General features: G+C 50.4%; 9 protein-coding genes and 2 pseudogenes. All 11 read right to left on the bottom strand.

What is annotated here, in order from left to right; translation table 11 throughout:
* Window positions 1-704 precede the first annotated feature (704 nt).
* Window positions 705-848 carry a hypothetical protein gene (locus YWE_RS30635; RefSeq protein WP_154661434.1) on the bottom strand — a complete coding sequence of 48 codons (144 nt, stop codon included), beginning with the start codon at window positions 846-848 and terminating at the stop codon, window positions 705-707.
* Window positions 849-1,086: 238 nt separating this feature from the next.
* Window positions 1,087-1,605, bottom strand: coding sequence for a hypothetical protein (locus YWE_RS28020; protein WP_051323466.1), 519 nt, complete (start codon window positions 1,603-1,605; stop codon window positions 1,087-1,089).
* Window positions 1,606-1,879: 274 nt separating this feature from the next.
* Window positions 1,880-2,998, bottom strand: a complete 1,119-nt coding sequence (locus tag YWE_RS28015; RefSeq protein WP_051323465.1) for an LPS O-antigen chain length determinant protein WzzB — start codon at window positions 2,996-2,998, stop codon at window positions 1,880-1,882.
* The gene (locus YWE_RS30625; RefSeq protein ID WP_127526401.1) at window positions 2,995-3,333 is read right to left on the bottom strand and encodes a hypothetical protein; all 339 of its coding nucleotides are present in this window, start codon (window positions 3,331-3,333) and stop codon (window positions 2,995-2,997) included. The genes YWE_RS28015 and YWE_RS30625 overlap by 4 nt, the downstream gene beginning before the upstream one ends.
* A 35-nt stretch (window positions 3,334-3,368) precedes the next feature.
* Entirely contained in the window at window positions 3,369-3,557 is a 189-nt protein-coding gene (locus YWE_RS32050) for an IS1/IS1595 family N-terminal zinc-binding domain-containing protein (protein ID WP_428829285.1), read from the bottom strand.
* Between the two features lie 135 nt (window positions 3,558-3,692).
* Window positions 3,693-3,839: pseudogene (locus tag YWE_RS30615) on the bottom strand (transposase); the annotation flags it as partial.
* Between the two features lie 129 nt (window positions 3,840-3,968).
* Window positions 3,969-4,160, bottom strand: coding sequence for a hypothetical protein (locus YWE_RS30610; protein ID WP_127526399.1), 192 nt, complete (start codon window positions 4,158-4,160; stop codon window positions 3,969-3,971).
* A gap of 379 nt (window positions 4,161-4,539) precedes the next feature.
* Window positions 4,540-5,643: a hypothetical protein gene (locus tag YWE_RS32045; RefSeq protein ID WP_407641196.1), complete on the bottom strand. Its 1,104-nt coding sequence runs from the start codon at window positions 5,641-5,643 to the stop codon at window positions 4,540-4,542.
* Window positions 5,644-5,977: 334 nt separating this feature from the next.
* On the bottom strand, window positions 5,978-6,850 hold the full coding sequence (locus YWE_RS0119890) for a SinI family autotransporter-associated protein (RefSeq protein ID WP_029096083.1): 873 nt from the start codon (window positions 6,848-6,850) through the stop codon (window positions 5,978-5,980).
* Between the two features lie 164 nt (window positions 6,851-7,014).
* Window positions 7,015-7,935 carry a SinI family autotransporter-associated protein gene (locus YWE_RS0119885; RefSeq protein WP_029096082.1) on the bottom strand — a complete coding sequence of 307 codons (921 nt, stop codon included), beginning with the start codon at window positions 7,933-7,935 and terminating at the stop codon, window positions 7,015-7,017.
* Window positions 7,936-8,114: 179 nt separating this feature from the next.
* Window positions 8,115-9,158: pseudogene (locus YWE_RS30980) on the bottom strand (inverse autotransporter beta domain-containing protein); the annotation flags it as partial.

Below are 9,158 nucleotides of genomic sequence, written 5' to 3'. Positions count from 1 at the left end.
TTTCCTGATCCAATCAGCATAAGCAGCCCACCCAAATTTGGGGTGGGCTGACTTTTTATTTATCCAGAGAGTCATTCCCCCGGATTGAATAATAGGGTGTATTTCCAGTTCACTTTATTCGAAACAATAACTCTTAATGATGACTCTCAGTAAGGAAGTAATGACATAAAGAGGTCAATTATTTCATATCATTATGTCGTTACATCAATACGTTAAAGCCAACCCAAAAGCCGTTTAGTTAAAAGCAAACGGATATCGACATAGAATGAATAACCCAAGTGGGTCAAAGCAATGCCATCGAGATATCAATGAGCAACCAAGTCATTATTCACCGATACGAAAGCATTGCTGTTAATAGCATATTATACACATTCGAAAACAAAATAATAAGCTAAGTTAATTATAATTACATATTGATATTATATCAATCATCCCCACAAAATATGACATCATTAGACTCTACCATCACGGCATTTTAAAAAATGACACCGCTCTTTTCATTGAATTAATATCCCCTTGGTAAATAAGCGTAAATTATTAGCGTTAACGTTTATTTCATTTTTACCCTCATCAACATCCAAACGTTTCGCACCAACCCCCTCAGAGATTGGCTGTTGTATTTTTGGGCGTTAAGTCAGTGTATTGAATTATTTTTGCCATCAAGGATGCAGTAAGACCCTATCGCTTATCGCCTCGTTCATGCGCTACATCAAAATCGTATACCCTTCTTTTACGTGTTCGACGAATAATCCTTTAAGGTGATAGTCTTCTGCTGATTCGACCTGCGTCATGATTGCCATTTTGACACCCCAAACGTCAAGGTATCGAGTGGTGTTTATGTCTGTCATGGTCAATTAACGTCCTGATATTGTCGTTACATCCCAGGTTCTCAGAACTGACTACCTCACCCATTCCATCCAGTCGGCAATCAAATAGAATACGCTACCCAATAGGATGAAAGCCGCATAATAACCGGCATCCTGCATCATTCCGCCCCTCATTTTACCTGTTCTGCCTAGGGATTTAGCTATCAGCACTGGCAAAACCAGCCACATTTCAATTCAAGATAATTGCATTAGCGCATGACTATTTCTTAAATTTCAAAGAAAACAGTGCATTCTTGCCAACATCCATATACTTCCCAGCTAAATCCTCTGTGCTGTTAAAGGTGGCAATCACCAATTTTCCACTAATCGTCGTGAGCAGCATGATATTCTTAATCGTTCCCTCGGCAGTCGGTGTATTCATCGTCAAGAGGTAAGCCTTACGCCCGTCAATATCTTTCGCTTCCAGGGTAGGGTTGAATGGCGCGAATTGTTTTTTCATCATATTGGCGACTTCCCCAAGCTTACCATCAGGTAGGGTATTTTTGGTTGCACTGAAGGCAAGTGAGACTTTGCCCTCTTCAACAAAGTAGGCTTCCTGCGGTGCATTGGGTTGAGGATATTTAGCCGCCAACATGTCTTTAGGCATCAAAGTAAATTCCGTTGGTATCTCAATATAAGCCGTACCACCAAATATCTTTGTGCCCGTGGGTTCTGGCTCAGAGCACCCGGCGAGGGAAAGAACCATGGCGAACACTAGGAAAATAGTTTTATTTAACATAAGAAATGCTCCAAAATTTTAAAATAAAAATAAAAATAAAAATAAAAATAAAAATAAAAAAGTCCACCTAAAGCATTGACTTCGGTAATCAGTCACTACTCACCAACCCCATCGATAAAAAATAGACCTTCTGAGTCGGCGTGGATGACTTACCCGCCCACCCGTTCAGATGAGACGTGCGACAAAATAGTGAATACGATATATTCATTTTTCTATGACATATTTTCCCCTCAGTCGTATTTCTCCCATCAAATGCCCCATACCGGCACCACCTTTAACCTCGACGATAACGGGCAATACTATCTCCCACCATTACCGTACTAATACCCAGCATCCCGCCGAGCAACACCCCTAATACCAGTATCAGCGCTTTCTTCGGTCGGTCCTTTTTCATATGTTCACCCGGCGTGAGTTGATAACGATAAACCTGTGCAGTGACCTGCTGCTGCAGTAACGGCGCCAACAGACTCAGTTCCCGACTGATATCATGATACCGAACGGGGTAGACGATGGGGCTCTCCATCAGACTGTTTATCTCCGCACTCAAAAAGTTCTCACCCAGCATGTATTTGTGTACCGAGTTTGCCAGCTCAATCTTGGTGGCACCGTTGCTGGCTGAATTAGCGTAATAATCCTTAATCCCCGCTCGTTGAGCCGTACTGCGTGACCGGGTCAGGTTGGCCAACTGATTCGCCCTGTCAGCTTGCAGGCTAAAGTCGATATCCTGCTGTTCCTTTTGACGCGCCAATATCATGGCCTGAAGGTTGTTTTGAAATTCAGCGTCATCTTGCGCAATCACCTGTTGATTGATGCGCTCAACGTAATCGGTCAACAGGGCCAGCGCGGTCTGGGGATTATCCGCCGACACCGACAGCATAAAGTAAGGTAGAGTTTTCCTTTCATCCGGCGGGGACGTCACCAGCCCCTTGTCCGTCATCTCCGTTAACCAAAGGCGCTTAGCATGTGGCTCCATCGATTCAGTCTGTTGCTTGACGTAGGCCGTCTCGGATAAGTAACTCAGCTTCTCAGTGGGGCTGGACACCATGTCGGTAAACCGGCTGAAGAGATGATTGGCTATCGCCTGTGGGTCGGCGTTAATGCCGCTCACCCGAGAAAACGCCCGCCTTAATGTCAGGTAATCTTCAATCTGGGCCATTTGGGGTGGGGAGACATAGGCTTTAACCGTCCACTGTTCTTTGGCGGTAAAGGCATAGATGCCGGCTATCAGCGTGGTGACTAACGTCACCATCAGAATCAGCCCCTTTTTGTCCCAGAGTCGAAGGAGCAATTCAAACAGGTCTATCTCATTGTTCGGGTTCGCATAACGAGGCCAGTCCTCATGGGGGGCATGACCTGATGGTGCATTTAACGTTTTTTGACTTATCTCACTCATCGTAATACCTCATCTGATGCCATGACGGTTCGTCCGTTACGGGGTCTTGTTGTTGTTGTAATAATGCCGCGTGAGCTCTGGGGACAGGTTTCGGGCAATCTCGTACAGGCTTCACAGAGAATGACGCCAACATACTCCGTCATGGAGACAGTCCCCCGACAGTCGTAGCAATAGTCCGCAGAGAGGGGAGAAAGTAGCGCAACGAAGGCTCCCCGGCACTGAACGTGACCACCATCCTCTCTGGAGGGGGATAATAACCACGGCATTGGAATCATTACCGCTATCGCCAGCAAGGTCACCGCACTTACTACAATATCTAAACCGGTCACTCTCATGACACACGCTCCCTGTTGTTACCCCGCTCCGTCGATTACCCTCCAACCGGAGCATTCCCATCCGTTTGATAAGCGGCGTAAATGTACCGACCCTGAAACGTTCCTCGGCAACCGAGGCACATGTAACGTGGCAGGCCACTGCGGGCTTTGCCGTGTTTGCGGATCTGCGTCACTGTATCGCAATGCGGACACGCCGGGCGTTGCCGTTGTTTGAGTAATTTCATCATCATCAAAAATCTCCATGGCCGAATTTAGGCGATGAGCGGTCTATCCTTGCCCTGTAACTCGGGCAGGGATATTGTCGTCACACACCGTTAAACACGTTATGCCTCGGTCGCTGACAGGGCTTGGCGACACGTTTGATAAACGTACTTATCCTGAAAAGTGCGCCGGCACTCACTGCAGAAGTAACGCTGAAAGCCACTGCGCGATGTTCCATGCTTGCGCACCTGCGTGGCGTCATGGCAATAAGGGCAAGCGGGTGGCGCTTTTTGGTATATCAACATTGTCAAACTCCTTATTCAGGGGATAGTGACCCCGGTAAACATTCGATAACTCGGTAACATTAGGTTGTCCCACAACCCATGCCGTATTAGGGTGCTAGGGATAAATCACCTCGCGCCGTCAGCGCACACTTACTCATCATCCTTAACCGTTCCCCGGGCGTTTTTCGGGGAGATTAAGGTCGAGGTCAGGGATTTTAGGTCAGGTGATGACACTGACCTGCCTGCATAGCCAAGACCCTGCCCCGCCTCACGACCACAATATCTCGCCCGAGACCTCGCCCAGAGGCGATTTTCAGGCAATCGGGCAACATTCTCGGCCATCGACCAATACCTGAATCAGTACTTCCAGCAGTATGGATTTCGCCCACTCCTGGATAAAACCTTCATCGGCCCCCCCGGAAAGGCACCTAGTTGACTCACTAGGGGATCCAGTCTGTTACCCCCAGAGCCTTTGCCAATCACCTGACAAAAATCAGCCAGCTTTATGAGCAAGCCCGGCAATTGCCTGCCAAAATTCATCAAGCTCGGTTGGCGAACTATGTCAGGCGCTAGTGGCTGGAGCTAGGTATGTTCCTAATGCATTGGCATGATGCCCATTCCTTAGCATCAATAGGTATGCATAGCACTGATGCCTCTACCTGGGGGCCAGCTAATCAAAGTGGTGTACGATTGTTCGGCCTGGAACTAAGCATTTGTTAAACTAAATGCTTTTTACGCAAGACACCGTCTGCCAAGGATGAGAGGGGTTGTTGTCGCTAGCCGAGTTTTTGTTGTCAGGTGACCACACACTTTTATACGTGCCAGCAGAAAAGTTTACGCTGGCGAAATTTGTGCCTGTTGTTGACAGCGAGTCGGTCACGGTTCTGGTCCACGTTATATAATCGATGTTTGATATGTACGCTGATATATTCCCCCACTCAGACCAAAGCGGACCGGGTGCCGTACGGGACACGGGCTGTTCCGATTGACCATTTGTCACTCTTGGTCTTCCGTTTAATAAATCGTAGTACGTGGGGAGGCGGTATCCACTGCCCAAGCTTGTACAGTAGTCTATAGCTTTACCCTGGGTCATGGATGCGCCTATGCGGAACGTGTGCCATTTTTGCAACGTATTAGTCGATATTGTCCTTATTGTGCCAGATATTCTATTTCGAATTTGGATTGTGTATGACCAGTCCGATGAGGGTGGAGTTCCGGTATATGTAACTAATCCGTTATTGTCCACAGTAATCCATGACACTGGAGGGGAGACTGTCCACGTGTAGTTACTATTATTAGTGTCAGCCCCCGCAAGAATTTGATATTTTGCTCCAATAAACCCCGTAGTAGGGAATCCTTGATTTGCGTTAAATGTTACACCGTTAACTCTGTACAACCATGTGATCGGCGGGACTTTCACACTATAAACTGCTGTACCGCTCACGGGTCCACTGCCACTTCTTGGTATGCCGGTAATAGAACTCACCGTAGTCGGTGCAACCGCGCTGACTGTGAGCGTCTCGCCTTCCCATCCAGGAGAGAATGGCTGATTCAATTGACCTGAACTGAGAATTGTCGCACCATGCTTCCACGACAAGGCCACCCCTGCGGTGTTCACTGTCCAACTTAATCCCGTATCGCCATCAAGGTCCGTAACCGTCAAACCACTGTAATTTGTGCTAGCAGTAAATTGGCTTGGTTTGGCGTTCTCATTGACCACTTGATTATTTGTCACGACCGTTGTACCGCCGGGGTTTAATATTTGTATGTCCCCAGTTACCGTTGGTAACCTTCCATGTATCCGCCCGCTGGTCGGGTTGCTCATATTGGCAACCGCGGGCAGGGCACTTACCCCCAAAGCCAACGCTAGCATCACCCCGTTAAGCCGAACGTCTCTTGAGCTAAAAAAAAATAACCGCGTCGATATGGTATTCATTCGTCGATGCCCTTCCTTCACATTGAGCTGCCAAAAACTCAGTAAAAATCAGTACAGACCCTGACTCAGCCTCCGCGACTGGCAGAGGTTCAGTCAGGACGGCTCATTCACCTTGCCAACCATGCTGGCTTAACCGCCTTATCCATCCATCACGCTGTGCTTAAAATGGGCAGGAAAACCCTGCCCGTGATGGTGATTGACGCTAACCTGATGGAGACTGGTTTTAGTAGTCGACCGCCAGACTGAAGCCCTGCGCACCGTCTGCAGAACCCGTTAACGGCGTACCGTCTGCCGCCGAGTTCACTGGAATGGTGAAGTTGCTGCCACTTACGCTGGTGGTAAAGTCTCCCGTGATGTTGTCCGTCGCACTGGTGCCCACTAAGTGCCAGGTGTAACCCGGTACCGTCGCCGTCAGGTCAGTCGTACCTACTGCCGCGCTGTCCCACAGTTTGAACACGTAAGTCTGACCAACAGCCAGGTTCGTCGCCGAACCAATCAGGTTGTTAGCAAACGCCACGTCCGTGCTCAGGTAAATACCCGGCGTCACGTTGCTACCCGGAACCACTGGACCCACTGGTGGGTTCGGACCGGTACCGCCACCACCATTACTGACGTCAGCAATGTTAATGGTCGTACCGCTTATCGGGTCACCCGATGCCGAGTATTCCTGCACCTCAACACGTATCGCCGTCGCTCCAATCGCCGCCGCCGGAACCGTCAGCACACTGGTACCTGTACCGCCAATCGTGGCGGCCGGTGTATTGACAATCCCACCCACAATCGCTGTATCAACCCCACCCTTGGTGTAGTACCACGTCACGTGGGCGGTAGAATCATCCGCATCCCCATCAGTATCACCGTATGAATACGTCATGGTGATAGTGTCACCAGAGGTCATAACGCCCGCCGTTTGAGCGACATGCGAGAAGTCAACCGCATTCACGGCACTGTTCGATAGCGCACTCAGTACCGGCGCAGCACCCTGAATGGTCCCGGTCGGAGAGGTCATCACCGCATACGCACTGCTCATGGTGTAGCCAGCCAGCGCTAACGCCAGGACTAGCTTCTTTAAGGTAAATGTATTGTTTTTTTTCATTTCACTTCTTCCTTGGTTTAATGTATTCATTGATTTTATTGATTTCATTGATATAGTTCATAACGCGCAAGACCTGACGGTTTTGGCGTTTCATTCATCGCCTATCTCGGTATGGCGGGTTAGACTCTCGGCCTACCCCACCATCAATAAGACAGGTCGGGGACTTAGTTAAAATCGACTTTCAAGTTAAAGCCCTGGTCGCCCGGTGTCGCACCGGAGTTCGACACACTGTTCACCGGAATGGTGTAAGTGTCCGAAGTCGCACCGGCAATACTGTGGTTACTCAGTGTCGCCACCGCACTGGTGCCGTTCGCCGTGGAGTTTGTGCCGTCCAACTTCCACTGAATGCTGGCAGGGACAACCTGAGTTTCACCGACATCCCAGACACCATTACTGTTCGCGTCATTCCAGGCACGGAAGACGTAGGTCTTACCCACTAACGGATTGGTGGCTGTCCGTGCGTAATCAACTGCACCACTACCCGCGGCTGGCGAAGCCGATTGCAAGAAGATACCGCCCGTAATATTGCCCCCAATCACTACCGGGCCTGGTGGGGTCACACCCGTACCCCCACCGCCGCCGCCGCCCGGACCGGTACTCAGACTGGTATCCGTCACCGTAATCGTATTGCCGCTAATCGGGTCACCCGTGGCAGAATATTCTTGGACCGTCACCTTAATGGCCGTCGCACCTAAGGCACCAATCGGGAGCGTAATGGTCGAGGTCCCCTGACCGCCTGAATTCGGTGCCGGTACGTTAGTCGCCGTTATCGGCACATCCGCGCCTCCACCCAGCGGGGCATAACTCCAGCTCACCGTGGTCAAGGAGTTATCCGCGTCACCATCAAGGTCGGTGTAGTTATAGGTCATGACCACCGTGTCACCGGTGGACAGTTGTCCCGGCGTGGCATAGGTACCGCTAAAGTCAACCGCCTGCGGTGCATTGTTAGACGGGGCACTCAAGACAGGGACGCGACCCTGAACTGAACTGGTTGACGGCGTACTGGCCGCCCACACGGAGCCCGACGTCATACCCGCCAACGCCAGCGCCAGTACCACCTGCTTGACTCTAAAATTCATTGTCATCATTCATTCCTTCTTATTACTGCCTGGCACTGGGCCATATAAACCGGGATTTCCCCGCATTGGTATTTATCAACACACATGCCGTCAATCAAACCGCCTGCTCTAACGTGACTGACCATCAACCTCATCGAGGGGCGCTATGTCGTGACGCACCTGTCAGGGTCAATACGCTTATCGCCTTACGGCACGTACGTCACCTTCAACCCAAAGCCCTGGTCACCACACGTCACACCGCTGTTACTGCTGGCATTGGTCCGAGGCGTAAACTGATATCCCCGCACCCCGGTATCAAAACTGTTCAGCGTTATCGCACATCCCGCCGTATTGGGGCCATCTAACTCCCACTGCACGTTCGCTGCCGGGATACTGGTCGTGATATCCACGTTGGCTGCATCAAATAACTTCACGGTATACGTCACACCAATCAGCGGGCTGTTACCTGTCGTCAATAAATCCTGTCCCGCCGGGTCTTGTATCTCCGCTCTGACCACCAGATTGGTATTGGTTGCACTGGTGAATGTCACGGTCTGTGGATTACTCATCCCGTAAATGCCTAAGTCCGCCCGCACAATGAACGACCCGCTGAGCGTACTGACCAACTCTTCAACGTAGTAGTTAATCCCTGTGCGCACATCCACCGGCGCCCGAAGAACCTGAATACACGGTAAAGGCTGACTGGCCGCATCCAGCGGGCACGACCCGCCAGCCGCCACCACCGGCACAACAGCCCCGGTCACCGCATCCGTCACCTTCCAGACTGGGGTGACCAGCGGGTCATTCACCGCCTGACTCTGATGGTCTTCTAGGTGAGCTGATAACTTAATCACATCCGTTGGCAAGCCCGTTGCCGGCACGCTGGCCGCACTTTCTAACGCCAGTAAGCCCTGACGCTGCTGACCGACGACAATATCCACCGGGTTAGAGGTCTGTTGACGGCCTTTTTCATCCGCTAACGTCACCGATAACTGATAATGGTTAATATCCCCCGGACCTGAACGCCATGCCGGCAAGGTGATTTGCCAACCTTGTGGATTATTGACGCCTCCGGTAGGCAGTATGGCCAAGGGCACCGTATCGCCATTCCAGGTCACACGGGTAATGCGGTACTTGTTCTTAACCAGCGGTTGCATCAGATGAGTATCGCCCTCCAGCAGCGTGGTGGGGACAGCGGCTAAGTCCACTTCCAGTAAGCCGGACTTTTCTTTGTACTCCAGAACGATGTC

The organism is Budvicia aquatica DSM 5075 = ATCC 35567, assembly GCF_000427805.1.
Taxonomy (GTDB): domain Bacteria; phylum Pseudomonadota; class Gammaproteobacteria; order Enterobacterales; family Enterobacteriaceae; genus Budvicia; species Budvicia aquatica.
Note: the sequence above shows the minus strand (reverse complement) of the source record. Positions and strands in the feature narration are given on the sequence as shown.

Coding starts and splice junctions, on each gene's coding strand:
- YWE_RS30635 (WP_154661434.1), bottom strand. CDS start 848: ATGACAGACATAAACACCACTCGATACCTTGACGTTTGGGGTGTCAAA.
- YWE_RS28020 (WP_051323466.1), bottom strand. CDS start 1,605: ATGTTAAATAAAACTATTTTCCTAGTGTTCGCCATGGTTCTTTCCCTC.
- YWE_RS28015 (WP_051323465.1), bottom strand. CDS start 2,998: ATGAGTGAGATAAGTCAAAAAACGTTAAATGCACCATCAGGTCATGCC.
- YWE_RS30625 (WP_127526401.1), bottom strand. CDS start 3,333: ATGAGAGTGACCGGTTTAGATATTGTAGTAAGTGCGGTGACCTTGCTG.
- YWE_RS32050 (WP_428829285.1), bottom strand. CDS start 3,557: ATGAAATTACTCAAACAACGGCAACGCCCGGCGTGTCCGCATTGCGAT.
- YWE_RS30610 (WP_127526399.1), bottom strand. CDS start 4,160: ATGGCCGAGAATGTTGCCCGATTGCCTGAAAATCGCCTCTGGGCGAGG.
- YWE_RS32045 (WP_407641196.1), bottom strand. CDS start 5,643: ATGAGCAACCCGACCAGCGGGCGGATACATGGAAGGTTACCAACGGTA.
- YWE_RS0119890 (WP_029096083.1), bottom strand. CDS start 6,850: ATGAAAAAAAACAATACATTTACCTTAAAGAAGCTAGTCCTGGCGTTA.
- YWE_RS0119885 (WP_029096082.1), bottom strand. CDS start 7,935: ATGACAATGAATTTTAGAGTCAAGCAGGTGGTACTGGCGCTGGCGTTG.